The organism is Megasphaera hexanoica (genome assembly GCF_043520715.1).
GTDB lineage: Bacteria > Bacillota > Negativicutes > Veillonellales > Megasphaeraceae > Megasphaera > Megasphaera hexanoica.
In genome coordinates this window covers 1,152,641-1,171,084 of the sequence record NZ_CP171361.1, presented here as the reverse complement: position 1 = coordinate 1,171,084, position 18,444 = coordinate 1,152,641, and the positions used below count along the sequence as shown (strand labels likewise).

Genomic DNA, 18,444 nt, shown 5'->3' with positions numbered 1-18,444 from the left:
AACCTTTTCAATTACAATGCAGCAACCTGTTGCGGATACCGTTGCAACAGTTCTTCTGCCGCCTCAATGACCTGGGCTGCTGAAATAACGGAAATTCCCTGATATTTTCCTTCCTTAATGATTTTTTTCATACTTTTTCCAACTTCATAGTGGTCTGTCGATTCAAGGACAATGGCCTTATCCGTATAGGGACCATAAAACATCGGGTTGCTCGGTCCATACAGGGCGACGACAGGGACCTTCTGACTGACGGCGACATGCATGGGCCCGCTGTCATTAGTAATAAAGAGCGAGCACCAGCGGATGGCTGCCGCTAATTCTCCCAGCGAAAATTTTCCCGTCGCAATGACCGGAGGATATTTCATCAGCTCCGCCGCTTCCCGGACCATATCGATGTCCATAGGGCCTCCAAAGAAAACACATCGATATCCGTTCTCACTAAAATAATCAGCTACTGATGCAAAGCGCCGGGGCGGCCAGCGTTTCTGCGGAACGGCACTGCCAATATTAAAACCGATGAGCTTATCACCGGTTTCCACTCCCTGGGCGGCATAAAATTCATGGGCAGTCTGTTCCCATGCCGGGCAAGTAAGAAATTGCAGGCCATCGTTGCGCCGGTCTTCTATCCCCATCTGTTCCAATACGTTGATATACATGTCTGCCGCATGCAGGTGCGTCCTGTCAAGCCGCGTATACCGGTGCATGAACGGGCGGAACAGGAAATGACTCATACCATCAAATTCCCTGGCATGTATGGCAAACGCCAGAAAGCTGGTCCGTTCGTTAGGATGAAGATTAATGAGGATATCATAATGATTGCGGTGCAAATTCCTCCCAATGTGCCAGAGTGCACCGACAGAGTTATCCTTTCCTTTTTTATCTACCGTTACCAGGTGATCGATATTAGGATTATAGCGGACCACATCGGCCAGTTTTTCATCAACGACCAGGGTGATATCAGAACCTGTGGCATGGCGGCGCAACACCTGCAGAAAAGGAGTGATTAAAATCAGATCGCCGAGATGCATGAGAAATGTTACTATAATTTTTTTATGACGAAGATTGATCATCCATTCACCTTCTTTATCGCCTGTATGTACGTATGCCACACTGTATCAACGGTAATCTGGGACATGCATTCCGGATCATTGACTAAGGGGTGATCCGGGGTCGCCTGGGATGTAGGAGAAATAATCATGTGTATGTACGAACTATCAGGACCTCCATACGGGCCGGTCCTGTCCGGACAAGTAGGACCGAACAAAGCAATCAATTCTTTTTTTAAGGCATTGGCTATATGGAGCGGCCCCGTATCGGCACTGATATATAAACGGGATGACGAAATAGCCGCCATCAATTCCCGCAGGCTGGTCTTGCCCGTAAAATCATAAATGCCGGTCTCCGCATCCCGGGAAATGACCTGTCCTTTTACTGTGTCATCAGCACTGCCCAGAATAACAGCTCCCATCCCCGAAGCTGTTACACGCCTCAGGAATTCTGTCCAGTATGGCAACGGCCATTCTTTGACAGACCAGCGGGCACCGGGCACAACAGCTATATAAGGCCCGGTAAGACCTAAAGCCCTAAATCGTTCCTTCATAATACCTTTCTCTTTTTCAATGGACGGGAGAGGAAATGCAATCTCATCAACACGGCCTCCCAGAACCCGGACTGTATCCAGGTACCGTTCAATGACATGGTCATACTGATGAGTACCCGCCAGACCTTTACTAACCAGAAAGCTTCCTTCCCTCATTTCCCAATAGCCATACTTTTCTTTTGCACCACTACACCAGGCCACAATGGCACTTTTGGCCAGTCCCTGCAAGTCCAGGCAGAGGTCAAAATGATAGTCATGAAGCTTCTTTCGCAACCCACGCAGATAAGAGAAACTTTTCAACTTTTTCTTGTCAATATAAATAACATCGTCAATATAGGGTTTGCCTGGGAGAACAGCGGAAAAATTCTGATGCACGGCCCAGACGATGCGGGCCTGTGGACAATTTTTACGCAGGGCATACAATGTCGGCAGGGCATGAAGTACATCACCAAGAGAACTCATTTTGATAATCAGAATATTTTTATAGTCCTTCATGACGTGTCCTCATTTCTATAATTTCTCTGACAAAGTCATCAAGACGCCCTCCCTGAAAGAGATAGCCGTCTATCCCGGCAGCATGGGCGCACTCTATATCGCGCAGGCCGTCTCCGATCATAAATGAATGAGACAAATCGACGTGATACTCTCTGGCGGCCTGCAACACCATTCCCGGAGCCGGTTTCCGCCAGTCGCTTTTTTTATTATATTTCTCCAGAGGTGCACCTTCTAAAAACGGACAATAATAAACAGCTGTTATCCTGCCGCCAGCCTCAGATATTTGCTGGCACATCCATTGGTGCAGTATCTGGACATCTGATTCTGTATAATACCCGCGGGCAATCCCGCTTTGATTGGTAACGATAAAAATTTGATAGTCCAGACGAGTCAGTAATGATACTGCTTCCTTTGCCCCCGGCACCCAGATGACGTCACTGATACGGTGCAGATAATGAGTATCTACATTCAGGACGCCGTCGCGGTCCAGAAAAACAGCCCGTCTCATTCGTAATAACCGTCACTTTTTTCCAATATGCTGCAATATTCTTTCACTGCTTCATGGAGCAGTGTGAATCCCCGGTCATATCCGGCAGCCATCAGTTTCGTCGTATCGGCCTGAGTATAACTTTGATATTTTCCCTTGAGGATTTCCGGAAAGGGAACATATTCAATCGTTCCTTTGCCGCAATATTCGATGATACCGTGGACAAAATCATTGAACGTATGCCCCGTACCAGTGCCGCAGTTATAGATGCCGGAAAGTTCCGGGTGTTCCCAGAAATAAAAGATTACATTGACTACATCATTGACATAAATAAAATCACGTACCTGTTCTCCATTGCCAAAACCGCCAGTGCCTTCAAAAAGTGTAATTTTTCCGGTTTTCTGCAATTCATGATACTTCTGATAGATAAGGGATGCCATACGGTCCTTGTGATTTTCCTGGGGGCCGAATACATTAAAATAACGGAAACCTACTATCTGTCCTTTTGACAAGGGCAGCATGCGCCGCACAAAACGGTCAAATTGAAGCTTGGAGTATGCATATGGATTCAATGCCTGTTCGCATTCCGGGGTTTCACGGAAGCCATGTTTGCCACTGCCATAGGTAGAGGCAGAAGAAGCATACAAAAAAGGTATCTTGCGCTGCATGCAGTACCGGAGCAGATTTTTGCTGCCTTCATAATTATTTTTCATCATGTAGCGTCCATCGTAATTCATCGTATCGGAGCAGGCTCCTTCATGGAATACTACATCGATGTATCCGCAATCAAAGGTATCATCAGCCATTTCCTGGGCAAAGTCTTCATAATCCATATAATCATAAAAAGATAACCCCTGCAGATTACGGCATTTACGGCCGTCCGTCAGGTCATCGACGATAAGAATATCATCGATTCCGCGATTATTCAGTTGTTTTACAATATTGCTGCCGATAAATCCGGCACCACCTGTTACAATTTTCATAGAATCCCCTTCTTTACTAAATCAACAATCTTATTGACTAAACCTGTCGTCGAGTACCCTTCTTCAAAAGAAATGATTTCAACCCGTTTAACAAATTCCCTGCCGACTACATCTTCAGCCCTATAATCGCCGCCTTTGACAAGAATGTCTGGTCTCAGGACAGAAAGCAGATCATGAGGCGTATCCTCATTAAAAATGACGACATCATCGACACAGCCGAGAGCATTCAGCAAGACAGCCCGGTCTTCCTGCCGCACCAAAGGCCGTGCCGGTCCCTTCAGGCGGCGCACAGAATCATCAGAATTTAAACCTACGATCAGGTGTTGTCCCAGCATTGCCGCCTGCTGCAGATACAATACATGGCCTCGATGCAGGATATCAAAGCAGCCATTTGTAAAAACAACCGTTTCTCCCCGTTCCTGCCAGCTGCGGATTTTCCGGGCTGTCTGATCCCAGTCCAGTGCTGTATAGGGGGACCAGCGCGGGGGCTGCCACTGTGTCCAGAGCTGGATTAGTTCACTGCGGTGGACCGGATATGTACCGACCTTCCTGACGACGATACCGGCAGCGGCGTTTGCCAGCTGAAGGCTCGTACGAATAGAAAGATGACCGGCAATAGCTGCCAGAAACGCTGCCGCAACCGTATCTCCGGCACCGGATACATCAAATACTTCCTGTGCTGTAGCCGGATTATTCCAGACGCGGCCATCGTGGCTGACGACGGTTATCCCCTTTTCTGAACGGGTGACCATCAGATTGGCAAAATCATATTTTTTATGCAGTTCCATGGCGGCCTTAACTACTTCACTGCCCTCGTTGGCCACTTCATATCCGGCGCATTCAGATAATTCCTTCATATTAGGTGTAACAAAGTCCGCCCCATCATATTTTGACCAGTCTTTGCCCTTAGGATCGACGAGAATGGGAATGCCGGCAGCCTTTACGGTACGAATGATTTGTCTGGCAACTTTATCAGTCAGAACGCCTTTATGATAGTCCGATAAAATGACTCCATCCAGACCGGAGTGGATGCAGACGTCAAGCCAGGTCGCAAGTTCTGCTGTTTCCAGATCGTCCAGAGGTGTAATCTCTTCAAAATCAAGGCGTACCATCTGCTGGCGTGCTCCCAGTATACGCATCTTCGTCGTCGTCGCATGATGACTGCGGGCAACCAGGCCGGACCCATCGATGCCCGATTCATCGAGCAGGCTTCTCAGCAGGCGTGCGTTGTCATCATCACCAATCAGTCCGGCCAGGTACACATTGCAATCAAGATTAGCCAGATTCGATGCCACATTGGCAGCCCCGCCGAGAACTGATTTGATATGATCTACACGGTTTACCGGTACCGGAGCTTCTGGTGATATGCGTTCCACCTTGCCAAATACATAGCGGTCTACCATAATGTCTCCAATGACAGCAATCCGCAAATGAGGTAGTACGTCATTTAAAAAATTATCGATATAGTGATCTGTCATAATATCTCCTTTTCTGGGTTATGCTTTCTTCTTGTCGGACCCCATCAGCCGTTTCAGTTCTGCCATAAAGCTATCCAGATCAGCAAACTGGCGGTACACTGAGGCAAACCGGATATATGCGACTTCATCGACATGTTTCAGTTCATTGAGCACGAGTTCACCGATATGTACACTGGAAACTTCCTGGACAAGGGAATTGCGTATTTCCCGTTCCACCCGATTGACGATTTCTTCCAGCTGCTGCCGCGTAACCATCCGTTTGTTGCAGGCACGGAGAAGGCCATTCAATATTTTACTGCGGTCAAATAATTCCCGGCTGCCATTTTTCTTTATCACGATAAGCGGCACTTCTTCTACCATTTCGTACGTCGTAAAACGACGGCCGCATTTCAGACATTCCCGTCGGCGGCGGATAGCGTTCCCGTCATCCGTTGCCCGCGAATCGGTTACTTTCGTATCATCACCTTTGCAGAATGGACATCTCATAATTCGTTCCTCCCAGGAGTATATAACGACTGATTGAAAAAAAGCGGGTCCACCAGGATCCGCTTTTTGATTTGCTCTATTATTTCATCCACGACGGAATTTCTACACCGCCGAGATCAGCTTTATCGGCTTTACCACCATCCTGGCCAAAAGACGGAATCGTGGACGGTTCTTTGCCAAAGCCTGTCGCAACAACAGTAATGCGGATAGAATCTTCTTCCATATCCGGATCAATAACCTGGCCAAAGATAATATTGGCATCCGGGTCAACTGCTTCTGCAATTTTTTCTGCCGCTTCGTTGATTTCATACAAGCTGACATCGGGGCCGCCTGTAACGTTGAGGAGAATGCTCTGCGCACCGTCGATTCCTGTTTCAAGCAACGGGCTGTGAATCGCTGCATCAACCGCATCGAGGGCACGGTTTTCACCAGTTCCCAGGCCAATTCCCATGATGGCTTCGCCCTGGTCGGACATGACGGTCTTCACGTCGGCGAAATCGAGGTTGATGAGGCCCGTCGTCGTAATCAGATCAGAAATCCCCTGTACACCCTGGCGCAATACATCATCGGCTTTCAGGAATGCGTCTTTCAACGGTGTCTTTTTGTCAATCATCTGCAGCAGCTTATCATTCGGAATAGTAATAATCGTATCAACCTTTTCCTTCAGATATGCTGTCCCTTTTTCAGCCTGTTCGCGGCGGCGCTTCCCTTCAAACGTAAAAGGTTTTGTAACGACAGCTACCGTAAGTGCACCGAGATCTTTGGCACATTCTGCCACGATAGGTGCCGCACCAGTACCCGTACCGCCGCCCATGCCGGCTGTAACGAACACCATATCAGCACCCTGCAGGGCCTTGATGATTTCTTCCTTGCTTTCCAGGGCAGCCTGTTCACCGATTTGTGGATTAGCGCCGGCACCAAGACCGCGGGTCAGCTTTTCACCAATCTGGATTTTAACATCCGCTTTGGAAATTTCCAGCACCTGATCTTCTGTATTGACAGAAATAAACTGTACACCCTGTAAGCCTGCTTCTATCATACGGTTGACAGCATTGTTGCCGCCGCCACCGACACCTATTACTTTTATGTTTGCATTATCTGCCATCTTACTAGTTCCTCCTTCAAAAAAGTATACACTCTTGTACTGATAGGATTTCTTTATTATTTTACACTATATTCAGGAATTAATCTACAGCTATTTGAAAAATCTTTCCTATCAACTGCTTTTAACAAGCGGGGCACGAGGATCCGTATCGATATACTGGACAGAAAGATGATTGCGCTTTACTTCCTGCAGCAGCTCTTTCGTCATCTCCGCCCGTCCTGCCGGATCATCAGCACTTCCCAGATGAACAGGAAGAGATTCGCTTGTATAGGCAATAATATTGTCTGGATTCCCTACATTGATTTCTGTAATATCCTTACGAAGTTCTGGTTCAAGGCTTTTCAAATACGAAAGAGAATCGCGAATGGACTGATCATGAATAGTATCGCCAAGGAGCAGAGTGTCTACTTTTTTACCAGTAATCAAAGGGGCCGATACGCCTTTAATTTGCGGGGCTGTCTCAATGACCTTTCCCGTATCATCCACATAAGCAAAACCATACATCGTGGTGATGACAGCAACAGTCTGCCGCTCCTGCATGCGGATATGGATAGTCGCCGGGAATTCGCGGCTGATGTCCGCGCTTGCTACCCGTAAATCCTTTTCCATTCGTTCCCGCATCCGGTCCGGCGATAGTTGTATCACATTAATGATCCCGTTTTGTATGCCGCAGGATTGATATACATCATCAAAGGACATCCGCTCATTCCCATCAATGATGACGGTTCCAAAAGGAATGGGAAGAAATCGCAGGATAAGCCAGACAAAAAAGACAAAAATAATACCTGTTACGGCAGCCAGTCTGCGGTTCCGGCGGCGCAGTTGTCTCTGCCTGGCAAGTTTTTTCCGCTGGCTTCTGGCCCGGCGTCGGGCAATCCGCTTCTGTGTTTTCCCCTGTGCCTCCGTCACATCCTGATGAGGCACATAGGAAGTGTCTTCTACCTGAGGCGGCACGAAGACATCATGGGTACGCTTTTTAATGCCATATGGATCATTTTCACTTTGATATGAAGTTGTATCAGAAGCCGGGGAATATATCCCTTTTTTATCCATTGTCATAGTATAAACCTGTATATAATCACAAAACTCTACCTAATCTAAAATTTTCCGACAGATGCTTCCTTTAGAATGCGTTCACATAAATCGGGAAATTCTATTCCTGCTGCACGGGCCGCATCGGGGACCAGACTGGTCGCCGTCATGCCCGGAACCGTGTTGATTTCCAGTACAAAGGGATTTCCCTCTTTGTCCGTCATGATATCAACGCGGGAAATACCGCTGCAATGGCAAAGATGAAATACGTCCAAAGCCAGATTCTGCATCTTTTTTGTCAGTTCCGGCGAAATAGGTGCCGGACAGAGATGTTTTGCTACGCCGGGAGCATACTTGGAATAATAGTCATATTTTCCTGTACTGGAAACAATTTGAATGACGGGAAAGGCCATATCATCCATGACAGCAACAGTAAACTCATCCCCGTCGATGAATGCTTCAGCCACAATAGAATTGCTGTACTTAAACGCTTCGTTCAATGCGCTTCGTATTTCGTCTTCTGAATGAACGATTACCGTACCAATACTGGACCCCTGCCCTGCCGATTTTATGACTACAGGCAGAGAAAACCGTCTGATAATATCAGCAGCGATAGCATCTTCGTCCTGCGTATTGAAATAATAGGCAAAGGGTGCTGTTGCAATTCCCGCTCCCTGAAACGCGCACTTGCTCATGACCTTATTCATACCGACGGCACTGGCCATGACGCCCGGACCGGTATAGGGAATTCCCATCATTTCACATAATCCCTGCAATACACCATCTTCTCCGTAATGTCCATGAAGCGCATTAAAAACAATATCTATATTCTTATCCTGCAGCTGACTGGCAAGCTTATCCGGCACCAGTTCCAGAAGTTCCGCATGATACCCCTTTTCCTGCAGTGCTCCGGCAATGGCAGCTCCTGTACGGCGCGATACTTCCGCTTCCGTTGAAGGTCCGCCTACAATAACGGCAATATTCTTATCCTGCAGTGTGTCCATGATTACTTCCCCCTCCTGGCTTCTTCAATATATCGTTCCCCTATGGTATAAATATCACCGGCCCCCATAGTAATGACCAGATCTTTTGGCCGTGCATTCTTAAGCAGATACGGGACAAGCTCGTTCTTATCGGCAATATAAGTCACATCCTGCCCTGTCGTTTCCCGGACCTTATCGGCAATCAGCCTGCCCGTGACTCCGGGGATCGGATCTTCGCCAGCACTATAGACATCGGTGACGATCAATTTATCAGCACCGGTAAAAGCTCCTCCAAACTTGTTGAGTAAAAGCTGGGTCCGTGTATACCGGTGCGGCTGAAACAGGCACACCACGCGATGAGTCCCCATATCGCGGGCAGCCGTAAGTGTAGCATTGATTTCCGTAGGATGATGGGCGTAATCATCGACTACCCAAACATCATCGACAACGCCTTTCGTCTGGAACCGCCGTTTAGCTCCATGGAAATGAGAAAGAGCATGGGCGATCTTATCAAAAGGAATACCGCAACGAAGAGCAACGGCTGTAGTCGCCAGCGAATTCAGCACATTGTGACGGCCAGGGACATTGAGATTGATGGTTCCTAGTTCTTTGCCGTCATGCCATACTTCATAATGGAGCCGGCCATTAATATACCGGATATTACGGGCGTTGTAATCAGCCGGTGTTTCTATTCCATACGAAAGATACCGTCTGTTCAGGGTATTTGCCAAGGATCGTATCTTGTCATTTTCAAAACAGAGAACAGCAAATCCTTCCGGATGTATTTGTCCGATAAACTGTCCAAATGCCTTGATGATATTTTCCAGTGATCCATAATGATCCATGTGATCCGCATCTATATTAGTAATGACAGCAATATAGGGATGTTCTTTCAGGAACGATCCATCACTTTCATCAGCTTCAGCAATGACATAGTCTCCCTTTCCGAGAATAGAATTACAATGCAGATAATCCACTTCACCGCCGATAACCAGTGTCGGATCCGTACCGCTTTCATAAAAAACCTGTCCGAGCATGGAAGAGGTTGTCGTCTTGCCATGGGCACCTGCGACGGCAATGCTCTTTCCCCAGGACATAATATGCACCAGGGCATCGGAACGATGGATTACCGGTATGTCGCGGCGGCGGGCTTCCTGTAATTCCGGATTATTTTCTCTGATGGCAGATGAAATCACGACTACCTGGGCATCCTGCAAATTTTCCGGCCGCTGGCCAATGCAGATCCGGGCACCCATTTTTTCAAACCGGTCTGTCGTCGGGGAAACACGCAGGTCGGATCCGGAGACGGTAAAACCTTTTTCAATGAAAATGTTTGCTATCGCACGCATTCCCGCACCGGCAATACCAATGAAGTGAACGCGCTGTACAGTATTTAAGTTAATCATGATCAGTCACATCCTTCTGTATGCGGGAACGGTATTTCGGGCCTTTGGCAATAGAAAGCGCCAGTTCTGCAATATCATGTGCAGCCTGGGGACGGCCCTTGGATTTGCTCGCCTGAGCCATGCGCTTCAGTGCTTCCGGATCATTTTTCAAATGAACGATTTCTTCCAACAGTTCACGACCGGTCAACATCTTATCAAGGATCATTTTTGCAGCACCGCACATGACCAGAGCCTGTGCGTTGTAGCGCTGATGGTCTTCGGCAGCATAGGGATACGGAATCAGTATAGCCGGAAGTCCGCGCACAGTTAATTCCGCTAATCCCACAGCACCGGCCCGATACACAGCCAGATCAGCTGCAGCCAGTGCTTCTGGCATGTGATGGAGATAGGGGATGATGTGGCTTCCTTCTCCATACCGCCCTTTGCCATCAATACCTTCCAATTGTCCTACGACGCGGTCGTATTCGTGGTCGCCGGTGACATGAAGGATCTGGATATCCTTGCTGTCCCGGAAATACCGGTGCACTTCAATCATTGCATTATTGATAGAACGGGCGCCCCGGCTTCCCCCTGCTACCAGTAGGGTGAATTTGTCCGGATCCAGTCCCAGTAAAGCCCGTCCATGATCTTTCGTACCAGTCAGTATATCCTTGCGTACGGGATTCCCCGTATACACCAGGATGTCTTTCCGCTTAAAGCGCTCTGCCGCTTCTTCATATCCCAAAGCGACACATTTGACAAACCGGCTTAATATCGTATTTGTGACACCGGGAATGACATTTTGTTCCTGTACCAATGTCGGAATCCCGCTCAGACTGGCTGCCAGGAGAACGGGGCCGCAAACGAAGCCCCCCGTGCCAATCACAACATCTGGTTTAAACTTATGAATAATATGTTCTGCCTTGATCAGACTGCCTGCGGTCTTTCCCAATGTCACCAGATTACGGAATGAAATCTTCCGTTCCAGCCCCCGTACATCAATCGTAACAAAGGGAATGCCTTCATTGGGAATCAAGGTGTTTTCCAATCCGATTTTAGATCCTACGTACAAAAATTCCGTCGGTTCAATATCGGCAATGGCCCGGGCAATGGTAATGGCCGGATAAATATGCCCCCCAGTGCCACCACCAGAAATAATCACTCGGCGCATGTTCTATTTCCTCCCTGTCTCTGAATTCATTATTTAAATTGCGTTTACTATGCCCTTGAACATACGTCCGCGCTGTTCGTAATTATCATACATGTCATAGCTGGAGCAGGCCGGTGACAAAAGTACGGTCTGGGGCGGTGCTGCAATCTTGCGTGCCATCATGACAGCCCGTTCCATGCTGTAGCCGACTTTGCGGATATCTTTTACGCCCGCCTTTTTTGCGGCTTTTTCAAAACGGTCCGCCGCATCACCGATAAGAATCATCGTATCTACTTTTTGAGCAGCCAGATTCATGAACTCATCAAGCGGCGTCATCTTATCATGGCCGCCGGCAATGAGTATCAGATGGCCGGAAAAAGCTTCCAATGCCTTTATCGAAGCATCCGTATTAGTACCCTTGGAATCATTATAATACGGTACGCCATTGATAGTGCGTACAGGTTCAATGCGATGTTCTACCCCGCCAAACGTCCGGAGTACACGCTGAATAACGGAAAGCGGTGCGCCTGCCACATACGCCATGAGCGCCGCTGCCAAGCAATTCTGGATATTATGCCTGCCAAATAATTTCAGTTCGTCTTCTCGGCAGATTTCCGTATCACTTCCATCCGTACGTAAAATCAGCCGTCCATCTTTTGCAAAGGCACCTGCCGGAACTTCCTGTTCCGTAGAGAACCACAACACGGTCCCGGTCATATCCGGTTCCATGGCTTTAATGCGCGCATCATCATAATTCAGGAGTGCATAATCGGATTTATCCTGATTATGGAAAATCCGTTCTTTCGCTGCCGCGTACGCTTCCATAGTGTGATGCCGGTCCAGGTGATCGGGTGTGATATTCAGTATGACCGCAGCCTTCGCTTTCATCGTCTGTGTAAATTCCAGTTGAAAACTGGAGAGTTCTGCTACGACCACATCTTCTTTTGGCAGGTCTTCCGCCTGTTCGGAAAGACCGTAACCGATGTTGCCACCTATGACCGTTTCACGGCCTGCCGCTTTCATAATATCTCCCAAAAGTGTCGTCGTCGTCGTTTTGCCATTCGTACCGGTAACAGCCAGTATTTCAGCATCTGTCAGCCGGTAAGCGACTTCTACTTCACTCCAGATGGGAATATGACGGGCAGCCGCTTCCTTCATAATCGGGATTTCTGGGGAAATGACCGGTGACGGAACGACGAGGTCCATCCCATCCAGCAGAGCCGCTTCCTGATGGCCAAACACGAGACGGATCCCATCAGCTTTCAATTCCGGCCACGGCTCATGATGTGTATCGATTGTCTTTAAATCATTGAGAACAACGGAAGCACCATGACTGGCCAGTGCTTCTGAAGCAGCCCGGCCGCTGATACCAGCACCGATAACCAAAATATGTTTCCCTGAAAAATCCATTATGCTCATGCTCTACACCCGCTTTTTTTCATATAGTATGTATGGCAGCCTATTTGCATGCCAGGACTACAAAAATAGAAAGGATGGCCATAATAGCCGAAAAACTCCAAAAAACAGTAACTACTTTGACTTCACTCCAGCCCGAAAGTTCAAAATGATGATGAATCGGACTCATTTTGAACACCCGTACTCCGCGGGTCTTAAATGATACGACCTGAATGATGACCGATAAAGCTTCAATCACATACAGGCCGCCTGCAATGATAAGCAATAATTCCGTCTTAGTCAAAATCGCCATGGCCGCCAGGGCTCCGCCTAAAGCCAGCGACCCCGTATCGCCCATAAACATTTTAGCCGGATGCTGGTTATAAAAGAGGAATCCCAAACAAGCGCCCGTAAGCGCCGCACTGAATACGGCAAAGTTGACATATCCCAGTGCGACAGAAATAACGACGTAGGCAACCGACGTGATGGCACAAGAACCAGCTGCCAGCCCATCGAGTCCGTCCGTCAGATTGACGGCATTACTCGTACCGACAATCATGACAAAGACAAATACGTAATACAACATGCCCAAATCAACATTCCATGTCGTAAACGGAATCCATACTGTCGTCGGAAAGTTCAGATATTCCTTCAAAATAAAGCAAAATACTGCTGCCATAACGAATTGCCCGGCCAGTTTTTGTTTAGCCGTAAGGCCCAGGTTGCGGTGTTTGACTGCCTTGATGGAATCATCAAGAAAACCGATGATTCCATGTCCTAGTGTCAGAAACAGCGCCAGTCCCTTGCGCAGATCCATGGGATTAAAAATAAGGCAGGACACGACAAGCGCTGTCAGAATCAGGATACCGCCCATAGTAGGCGTGCCAGCCTTGTATTTATGACTCTCTGGCCCTTCTTCCCGTTCAGACTGGCGGGCATGAAATTTCTTCAGTTCCCGGATGACCAGCGGCCCCAGAGCCAGAGCTATGATCAGACTGACAGCAAAACCAAAGAGCAGTGTATTTAACATTCACATTACTTCCTTTCGAAATATGGCAGTATCTTTTCCATGGCAAATCCCCGGGAACCCTTAAGCAGAACCGTATCTCCCGGCTGGATAATTTGCCTGAGGCAATCCGCCGCTCCGGCATGATCCTGTGCCGTATATACAGCGCCGAGCCCATTTTTTCTGGCAGCATCTGCAATATAGGATGCCGGACTGCCCATGGTAATGAGCGCATCCAGCCCTAATTCCGCTGCTTCAGCTCCTATTTTTTCATGTTCCCGGACCGTCCAGTCCCCTAATTCCAGCATTCCGCCAAGAACAGCGATTTTCCGTCCTTTTGTCAGCAACGCCAGCGATTTCAGCGCTTCACTCATAGAAGCCGGATTTGCATTATACGCATCATTGATAAAGGTATATTCGCCAAGATGAATCAATTCCTGCCGCATTGGCATACCGCGGTACTCGGACAATCCTTTTTGTAACTGATGTTCTGTTAGTCCCAGAACCCGTCCGACAGCAATAGCAGCCAGTGCATTATAGACATTGTGGCTGCCTATGAGCGGCATGTGGATATCCATGACCTGATCAAAGCACCGACAGGCAAACCGCAGCCCCTTCTCACTGCAGACGACGCGGCTGGCCCGGATAGCAGCATTGCTTTCAATACCGTATCCGACTACCTTGCCGCGGCACAAATCGGCCATTGCCGCTACATACGAGTCATCCTGATTCAGTATGGCAACGCCATCTTCTGACAATGCCCGGACGAGTTCACTTTTAGCCCGGGCAATATTATCCTGCGACCCCAACAGCTCAATGTGACTCTTGCCGACATTGGTGACCACACCTATATCCGGTTCTGCAATAGCCGCCAGTTCCGCAATCTGCCCCAGACCACGCATGCCCATTTCCACAACGCAGGCCTCATGTTCCGGCGTAAGCTGCAGCAGCGTTTTCGGAAGGCCGATTTCATTATTAAAATTTTTTTCTGTCTGGAGCACACGATATTTCTGCGACAGCACGGCTGCAATCATGCTGCGTGTAGAAGTCTTTCCTACAGAACCCGTAACGGCGATGACAGGAATCGAAAAACGGCGGCGGTGAAAACGCGCCAGGTCCTGATATGCTTTGCGTGTATCCGTAACTATGACAACAGCAAACCCCTCTTGTTTATATTCAGGGCGGTCTTCAGCTACTACGGCACCGGCAGCCCCACGTTCTTTAGCCTGAAGCACGTAATCGTGACCATCAAATGTTTCTCCTTTGAGAGCTACAAAAAGCGCCCCTTCTGTAATAGCCCGTGTATCTGTCTCTACCTGAGAAAATACGGAATCGTCCACAACGGGATACAGCAGTCTGCCGCCAGTAGCCTTTTCTACCTCCTGTAACGTGAACGCAGCCATTTTTATCTCCCCTTTGCAGCCAGCACGGCATCCCTTGCGACCTCACGGTCATCAAAATGGATGGTACCGGTCTTCAATATCTGATAATCTTCATGCCCCTTACCAGCAATCAGTACAATATCGCCGCTTTGTGCCAATTCTACGGCACGGAAAATAGCATCACGGCGATTGACGATCACTTCATGATGCTGGCCGGGTTTCAACCCATCTTTTACACCGGCTTCCACTTCCTGAACAATGGCTTCCGGGTCTTCTGACCGCGGATTATCGGAAGTGACGATGGGGATATCAGCATGTTCTGCAGCAATACGTCCCATAATCGGACGTTTTGTACGATCGCGGTCGCCCCCGCAGCCGAACACGCAGAGTATACGGACCGGATTCATGGCACGGGCTGTCGTCAATGCTTTTTCCAGACTGTCCGGCGTATGAGAATAATCGACGACAATGGCAAAATCCTGTCCGGCTTCTACGAGTTCAAAACGGCCTGGTACGGAATGGAAAGACTGGATAGCTTTATCAATCGTCTGTTCATCCACGCCTTCTGCATGGGCAGCTCCGATTGCCGCCAGTGTATTATACACGTTGAACAAGCCTGTAATGTTCATATTCAGATGGACATTGACAAAGGGTCCCGTAACATCAAAGGATGAACGTTTCAGTTCCACCGATAAGTTAGCTGCTTTTAAATCAGCTGCTTTTTCTACGCCGTAGGTCAGTACGTTGCAGTGGCAGGTTTTCAGGATTCCTTCTGCATAAGGGTCATCAATGTTGACTATAGCTGTCTTATTATCCTTAACATGTTCATCGAGACTGATGTTCTGGAATAATTTGCATTTGGCTGCCAGATAGTTTTCCATCGTCTTGTGGAAATCCAGGTGATCTTGTGTCAGATTCGTAAATACCGCCGTATCATATTCAATCCCGGCCACGCGGTTTAAAGCCAGGGCATGGCTCGACACTTCCATGACGACATGAGTAACGCCACGGTCATACATAAGCGCCAGGAAGCGCTGCAGGTCAATAACATCCGGCGTCGTATTGTGAATAGGAAGTTCTTCATCGTCAATCAGCGCATGGATGGTTCCCAGAAGGCCCACACGATGGCCGGCAGCTTTCAGGATATGATAAATAATATGGCTCGTCGTCGTTTTGCCATTTGTCCCCGTAACGCCGATCATGCGCATTTTCTTTCCCGGATAATCATAAAAATAAGGAACTATATCTTCAACGGCATGATGCACATCCGGCACCATGATTTGCACGGCATTGCCGGGAAGGTCCAGATGTTTGGTCGTAAGCACTGCAACGGCCCCTTTCTCTACAGCCTGGGATGCATATACGGCCCCGTCTGTATGAACGCCGCTGAAGCAGACGAACAAATCTCCCTTTTCGATTGACCGGGAATCGGACGAAATGCCCGTAATCATAGTATTGGCATTGCCATCCACATTATATATACCTTTAATTTGTTTGCAGAGTTCATTAACTGATTTCATTTCATTTCCTCCTATACAGGTAATTCATATGTTAACAGAACAGGAAACAACAATAGCAGCCTTAAATTAAGGCTGCTCATACCCGCTTTACCGGCTGCTGTCACCTGTTCCCGTCTTATCATGAGACTGGCCATACAGCACGGTCACCGGGACCGTCATACCGAGTTTCTGCGCCGACGTATAAATTCGTTCCGGCGTCTCCAATTTGGCAATATCAACGCGGAGCACTTCATTTTCTCTCTGCAGCTGCTGGGCATGAAGCTTTTTCTGCATCAGTGCATAGCTGAAATTAGTTTTAACGGCAGAAAGCGCAATGTATGCCAGCAGGAAAAAGCATACCAGCAGTAAAACAGATATAGTCTGCGCAAGCAGCCTGGCGAATTTTCTTTCATCCGCACCAGTCCGGTGCCCCACAGAACGTGACGCTTCATAGTGAATGTATCCAGCTTTTCTGGCCAGCATATTATAACACATCCAATCAAATATTAAAAACGAAAATTCCTCTGCCTATCCATCACTTACGAATTCCGACGCGTAATTTAGCACTTCTGGCCCGGGGATTCTGTTCCAGTTCATCTTCTCCCGGCGTGATGGCATGGCGCTGTATCTTTAAAATGGCATGATGGTGACACGTGCAGACAGGCATATCGGGAGGACAGATACAATCCGTTGCCAATCGTTTCAACGTCTGCTTGACAATGCGGTCTTCCAGAGAATGGAAGGTTATAACACAGATATGTCCGCCCGGTTTTAACCGCTGCGCTGCCGTTTCGACGGCATCATGGAGAATACCCAGTTCATCATTGACTTCAATCCGGATTGCCTGAAACGTCCGCTTGGCCGGATGCGGTCCATCCTTGCGGGCTCCCGCAGGAATAGCTTTCTTGATGACGGATACGAGTTCAGCCGTATGACTAATGGGCTTCTGCTGCCGTTCCCTGACGATAAATTCAGCAATACGGCTGGCCCAGCGTTCTTCCCCATAGTCTTTGACAACACGGTATAACTCAGCTTCACTATATGTATTAACCACATCGTAAGCGCTTTTCCGGGCAGACCGGTCCATCCGCATATCAAGTGGCCCGTCCTGCATATAGGAAAAACCCCGTTCCGGCGTATCCAGCTGGTAACTCGACACGCCCAGGTCAAACATGACCCCGTCCACGGCATCTATGTGCAGCTTGTCCAGGACCTGGCCCAGGTTGCGGAAATTTTCCTGCACCGGTATAAAATGGCAGGCTGTCCCTTTCATATGGGCTGTAGCCGCCGCAATGGCATCCTCATCCTGATCGAGTCCAATCAGCGTTGCATCACCGGCCAGCCGTTCGGCCAATACGCGGGAATGACCTCCCCCTCCCAGTGTGCAGTCTACATATATACCATGGGGATCACCGATGAGATGATTAATTGTTTCATTTCGTAATACACTGACATGATGAAATTCCATGAGTACTCCTATATGTCCAGATCCAGATCTTCCAGATCTTCAGCAATCTCTTCCATCGCCGGCACGGTACGGGCGGCATATTCTTCATAAGATTGTTTGTCCCAGATTTCTATGCTGTCACCTGTGCCGATGACTGTAACTTCTTTTTTAAGGCCGGCATATTCCCGCAGCGTTCCGGGAATCAGGATACGGCCTGTACGGTCAAATTCAACTTCGGCCGCACTGCCAAAGAGAAATCGTTTAAATGCCCGGACCTTTTCTTTACTGGTCCTTAATTTTTTCATCTTATCAGCCAGATTTCTCCAGGCATCCTGTGTATATACAGAAAGGCAGCCTTCCAGTCCACGGGTTACTATACAATGCGTTCCCAATTCTTCACGAAATTTCGCCGGCATAATAACACGGCCTTTTGTATCAATAGAATGCGAATATTCTCCCATGAACATAGCGTCGCCCCCCTTTCCGTATTATCTATCACTTTTCACCACATTTTACCACATTTTCACACCC

General features: G+C 48.3%; 18 protein-coding genes. All 18 read right to left on the bottom strand.

What is annotated here, in order from left to right; genetic code table 11:
* Positions 1-11 precede the first annotated feature (11 nt).
* Positions 12-1,070: a glycosyltransferase family 9 protein gene (locus ACGTIC_RS05555; RefSeq protein WP_113855006.1), complete on the bottom strand. Its 1,059-nt coding sequence runs from the start codon at positions 1,068-1,070 to the stop codon at positions 12-14.
* Positions 1,067-2,095, bottom strand: coding sequence for a glycosyltransferase family 9 protein (locus ACGTIC_RS05550; protein WP_059076921.1), 1,029 nt, complete (start codon positions 2,093-2,095; stop codon positions 1,067-1,069). The genes ACGTIC_RS05555 and ACGTIC_RS05550 overlap by 4 nt, the downstream gene beginning before the upstream one ends.
* Positions 2,082-2,603, bottom strand: coding sequence for an HAD-IIIA family hydrolase (locus tag ACGTIC_RS05545; protein ID WP_059076920.1), 522 nt, complete (start codon positions 2,601-2,603; stop codon positions 2,082-2,084). Before ACGTIC_RS05545 ends, ACGTIC_RS05550 begins: the two co-directional genes overlap by 14 nt.
* Positions 2,600-3,565: an ADP-glyceromanno-heptose 6-epimerase gene (rfaD, locus tag ACGTIC_RS05540; protein ID WP_059076919.1), complete on the bottom strand. Its 966-nt coding sequence runs from the start codon at positions 3,563-3,565 to the stop codon at positions 2,600-2,602. The genes ACGTIC_RS05545 and rfaD overlap by 4 nt, the downstream gene beginning before the upstream one ends.
* Complete coding sequence (rfaE1, locus tag ACGTIC_RS05535) at positions 3,562-5,043, bottom strand: D-glycero-beta-D-manno-heptose-7-phosphate kinase (RefSeq protein WP_075582100.1); 1,482 nt, start codon at positions 5,041-5,043, stop codon at positions 3,562-3,564. Before rfaE1 ends, rfaD begins: the two co-directional genes overlap by 4 nt.
* Before the next feature lie 18 nt (positions 5,044-5,061).
* Positions 5,062-5,529 carry a transcriptional regulator NrdR gene (gene nrdR, locus ACGTIC_RS05530; RefSeq protein ID WP_059076917.1) on the bottom strand — a complete coding sequence of 156 codons (468 nt, stop codon included), beginning with the start codon at positions 5,527-5,529 and terminating at the stop codon, positions 5,062-5,064.
* Between the two features lie 79 nt (positions 5,530-5,608).
* On the bottom strand, positions 5,609-6,634 hold the full coding sequence (gene ftsZ / locus ACGTIC_RS05525) for a cell division protein FtsZ (RefSeq protein WP_059076916.1): 1,026 nt from the start codon (positions 6,632-6,634) through the stop codon (positions 5,609-5,611).
* A gap of 111 nt (positions 6,635-6,745) precedes the next feature.
* Complete coding sequence (locus ACGTIC_RS05520) at positions 6,746-7,693, bottom strand: cell division protein FtsQ/DivIB (protein WP_257536586.1); 948 nt, start codon at positions 7,691-7,693, stop codon at positions 6,746-6,748.
* 38 nt (positions 7,694-7,731) lie between these two features.
* On the bottom strand, positions 7,732-8,670 hold the full coding sequence (locus tag ACGTIC_RS05515) for a D-alanine--D-alanine ligase (RefSeq protein WP_113855007.1): 939 nt from the start codon (positions 8,668-8,670) through the stop codon (positions 7,732-7,734).
* A 2-nt stretch (positions 8,671-8,672) separates the two neighbouring features.
* Complete coding sequence (gene murC / locus ACGTIC_RS05510; RefSeq protein ID WP_059076914.1) at positions 8,673-10,055, bottom strand: UDP-N-acetylmuramate--L-alanine ligase; 1,383 nt, start codon at positions 10,053-10,055, stop codon at positions 8,673-8,675.
* Entirely contained in the window at positions 10,048-11,205 is a 1,158-nt protein-coding gene (murG, locus tag ACGTIC_RS05505; RefSeq protein ID WP_059076913.1) for an undecaprenyldiphospho-muramoylpentapeptide beta-N-acetylglucosaminyltransferase, read from the bottom strand. Before murG ends, murC begins: the two co-directional genes overlap by 8 nt.
* 33 nt (positions 11,206-11,238) lie before the next feature.
* A complete protein-coding gene (gene murD / locus ACGTIC_RS05500) occupies positions 11,239-12,603 on the bottom strand; it encodes a UDP-N-acetylmuramoyl-L-alanine--D-glutamate ligase (protein WP_113855008.1) in 1,365 nt (454 codons plus the stop codon).
* Between the two features lie 40 nt (positions 12,604-12,643).
* Positions 12,644-13,609 carry a phospho-N-acetylmuramoyl-pentapeptide-transferase gene (gene mraY / locus ACGTIC_RS05495; protein WP_059076911.1) on the bottom strand — a complete coding sequence of 322 codons (966 nt, stop codon included), beginning with the start codon at positions 13,607-13,609 and terminating at the stop codon, positions 12,644-12,646.
* A gap of 5 nt (positions 13,610-13,614) precedes the next feature.
* The gene (murF, locus tag ACGTIC_RS05490; protein ID WP_059076910.1) at positions 13,615-14,988 is read right to left on the bottom strand and encodes a UDP-N-acetylmuramoyl-tripeptide--D-alanyl-D-alanine ligase; all 1,374 of its coding nucleotides are present in this window, start codon (positions 14,986-14,988) and stop codon (positions 13,615-13,617) included.
* 2 nt (positions 14,989-14,990) lie between these two features.
* Positions 14,991-16,487, bottom strand: a complete 1,497-nt coding sequence (locus ACGTIC_RS05485) for a UDP-N-acetylmuramoyl-L-alanyl-D-glutamate--2,6-diaminopimelate ligase (protein ID WP_059076909.1) — start codon at positions 16,485-16,487, stop codon at positions 14,991-14,993.
* An 87-nt stretch (positions 16,488-16,574) separates the two neighbouring features.
* A complete protein-coding gene (locus ACGTIC_RS05480; protein WP_059076908.1) occupies positions 16,575-16,949 on the bottom strand; it encodes a hypothetical protein in 375 nt (124 codons plus the stop codon).
* Between the two features lie 52 nt (positions 16,950-17,001).
* Positions 17,002-17,934 carry a 16S rRNA (cytosine(1402)-N(4))-methyltransferase RsmH gene (gene rsmH, locus ACGTIC_RS05475; RefSeq protein WP_075582096.1) on the bottom strand — a complete coding sequence of 311 codons (933 nt, stop codon included), beginning with the start codon at positions 17,932-17,934 and terminating at the stop codon, positions 17,002-17,004.
* Positions 17,935-17,942: 8 nt separating this feature from the next.
* Positions 17,943-18,380 carry a division/cell wall cluster transcriptional repressor MraZ gene (gene mraZ, locus ACGTIC_RS05470; RefSeq protein WP_075582095.1) on the bottom strand — a complete coding sequence of 146 codons (438 nt, stop codon included), beginning with the start codon at positions 18,378-18,380 and terminating at the stop codon, positions 17,943-17,945.
* Between the last annotated feature and the right edge of the window lie 64 nt (positions 18,381-18,444).

Excerpts from the sequence above, each read along its gene's own strand:
- murF (WP_059076910.1), bottom strand. The coding sequence starts at position 14,988 with ATGGCTGCGTTCACGTTACAGGAGGTAGAAAAGGCTACTGGCGGCAGA.
- ACGTIC_RS05515 (WP_113855007.1), bottom strand. The coding sequence starts at position 8,670 with ATGGACACACTGCAGGATAAGAATATTGCCGTTATTGTAGGCGGACCT.
- ACGTIC_RS05485 (WP_059076909.1), bottom strand. The coding sequence starts at position 16,487 with ATGAAATCAGTTAATGAACTCTGCAAACAAATTAAAGGTATATATAAT.
- murC (WP_059076914.1), bottom strand. The coding sequence starts at position 10,055 with ATGATTAACTTAAATACTGTACAGCGCGTTCACTTCATTGGTATTGCC.
- ACGTIC_RS05480 (WP_059076908.1), bottom strand. The coding sequence starts at position 16,949 with ATGCTGGCCAGAAAAGCTGGATACATTCACTATGAAGCGTCACGTTCT.
- murD (WP_113855008.1), bottom strand. The coding sequence starts at position 12,603 with ATGAGCATAATGGATTTTTCAGGGAAACATATTTTGGTTATCGGTGCT.
- mraZ (WP_075582095.1), bottom strand. The coding sequence starts at position 18,380 with ATGTTCATGGGAGAATATTCGCATTCTATTGATACAAAAGGCCGTGTT.
- murG (WP_059076913.1), bottom strand. The coding sequence starts at position 11,205 with ATGCGCCGAGTGATTATTTCTGGTGGTGGCACTGGGGGGCATATTTAT.
- rfaD (WP_059076919.1), bottom strand. The coding sequence starts at position 3,565 with ATGAAAATTGTAACAGGTGGTGCCGGATTTATCGGCAGCAATATTGTA.
- ACGTIC_RS05550 (WP_059076921.1), bottom strand. The coding sequence starts at position 2,095 with ATGAAGGACTATAAAAATATTCTGATTATCAAAATGAGTTCTCTTGGT.
- rsmH (WP_075582096.1), bottom strand. The coding sequence starts at position 17,934 with ATGGAATTTCATCATGTCAGTGTATTACGAAATGAAACAATTAATCAT.
- ACGTIC_RS05520 (WP_257536586.1), bottom strand. The coding sequence starts at position 7,693 with ATGACAATGGATAAAAAAGGGATATATTCCCCGGCTTCTGATACAACT.
- mraY (WP_059076911.1), bottom strand. The coding sequence starts at position 13,609 with ATGTTAAATACACTGCTCTTTGGTTTTGCTGTCAGTCTGATCATAGCT.
- ftsZ (WP_059076916.1), bottom strand. The coding sequence starts at position 6,634 with ATGGCAGATAATGCAAACATAAAAGTAATAGGTGTCGGTGGCGGCGGC.
- rfaE1 (WP_075582100.1), bottom strand. The coding sequence starts at position 5,043 with ATGACAGATCACTATATCGATAATTTTTTAAATGACGTACTACCTCAT.
- ACGTIC_RS05555 (WP_113855006.1), bottom strand. The coding sequence starts at position 1,070 with ATGATCAATCTTCGTCATAAAAAAATTATAGTAACATTTCTCATGCAT.
- ACGTIC_RS05545 (WP_059076920.1), bottom strand. The coding sequence starts at position 2,603 with ATGAGACGGGCTGTTTTTCTGGACCGCGACGGCGTCCTGAATGTAGAT.
- nrdR (WP_059076917.1), bottom strand. The coding sequence starts at position 5,529 with ATGAGATGTCCATTCTGCAAAGGTGATGATACGAAAGTAACCGATTCG.